The 1,433-nt window shown below is 69.5% G+C and carries 1 protein-coding gene; it reads right to left on the bottom strand.

The genetic code is table 11. The features are described 5' to 3' along the window. A partial coding sequence (locus tag ACWDMM_RS33765; RefSeq protein WP_449941589.1) for a condensation domain-containing protein occupies positions 1-1,433 on the bottom strand: 1,433 nt, incomplete at both ends.

Genomic DNA, 1,433 nt, shown 5'->3' with positions numbered 1-1,433 from the left:
TCCCGTTCGGTGTCGTCGAGGATGTCGATGTCGCCGATGGGGGTGTGGGGGTTGGTGGCGATGGTGGTGAGGATGCGTTGGAGGCGGTGGCCGAGGGTGTGGATGGTGGTTTCGTCGAACAGGTCGGTGGCATAGGTGAAGATGGTGTCGAGGTGGGCGGGGGTGCCGTCGGGGTGGTGGTGGGGGTTGATGTTGACTTGCAGGTCGAATTTGGCGGCGACGGTGTCGGTGTCCAGGGCGGTGACGGTGAGGCCGGGGAGTTGGAGGGTGGGTTGTTCGTTGTTCTGGAATGACAGCACGACCCCGAAGAGGGGGTTGTGGGTGGTGGCGCGGCCGGGGGCGACGATTTCGACGACGCGTTCGAAGGGGATGTCGGCGTTGGCGAAGGCGGCGAGGTCGGTTTCGCGGGTGTGGTCGATGAGTTCGGTGAAGGTGGTGGCGGGCTCGACGCGGGTGCGCAGGGTGAGGGTGTTGACGAACATGCCGACGAGGTCGTCGAGGGCGCGGTGGCCGCGTCCGGCGATGGGGGTGCCGATGGCGACGTCGGAGTCGCCGGTGAGGCGGGCCACAAGGACGGCCAGGGCGGCGTGCACGACCATGAACAGGGTGCAGTTGTGGGCGTGGGCGAGGTCGGTGAGGGCGTGGTGGACCTCGGGGGACAGCGCGAAGCCGGTGTTGGCGCCGCGCATGCTGGGGGTGGCCGGGCGGGGGCGGTCGGTGGGCAGTTCGGTGGCTGCGGTGAGGCCGGTCAGTTGGTGGCGCCAGTAGGTGAGTTGGCGGGCGGCGACGGAGGTTTCGTCGTCGTCGGTGCCGATGACCTGGCGTTGCCAGATGGCGTAGTCGGCGTATTGCACTTCCAGGGGCGCCCAGCGGGGGGAGTTGCCGCCGATGCGGGCGAGGTAGGCGGTGACCAGGTCGCGGGCCAGCGGGGCCATGGAGGCGCCGTCGGCGGCGATGTGGTGGGCCACGAACGCCAGTAGGTGTTCCTCGGGGCTGGTTTCCAGCAGCAGCGCGCGGACGGGGACTTCGGTGGTGACGTCGAATCCGGTCGACATCATGTGGGTGATGTGGGTGAGGGGGTCGTCGGTGACGAGGACCTCCAGGCCGGTGGGGAGGGCTTGGGCGACGGTGAGGATTTGTTGGCGGGGCAGGCCGGCGGGTGTGTCGGCGGGGTAGCGGGTGCGTAGCGATTCGTGGCGTTCGAGGACGTCGGCCAGTGCGTGGCGCAGCGCGGAGACGTCCAGCGCGCCGTGCAGGCGGATGGCCAGGGGGATGTTGTAGGCGGCGGAGGTGGGGTCGAATTGGTTGAGTACCCACATGCGTTGCTGGGCCAGCGACAGCGGGATGGGTTCGCTGCGTTCGACGCGTTCGAGCACGGTGCGTGCGCCGCCGCCGGCGCCGGGGACCACGCGGGCGGCCAGTTCGGCGACGGT

Source organism: Nocardia sp. NPDC003726 (assembly GCF_053586955.1).
Note: the sequence above shows the minus strand (reverse complement) of the source record. Positions and strands in the feature narration are given on the sequence as shown.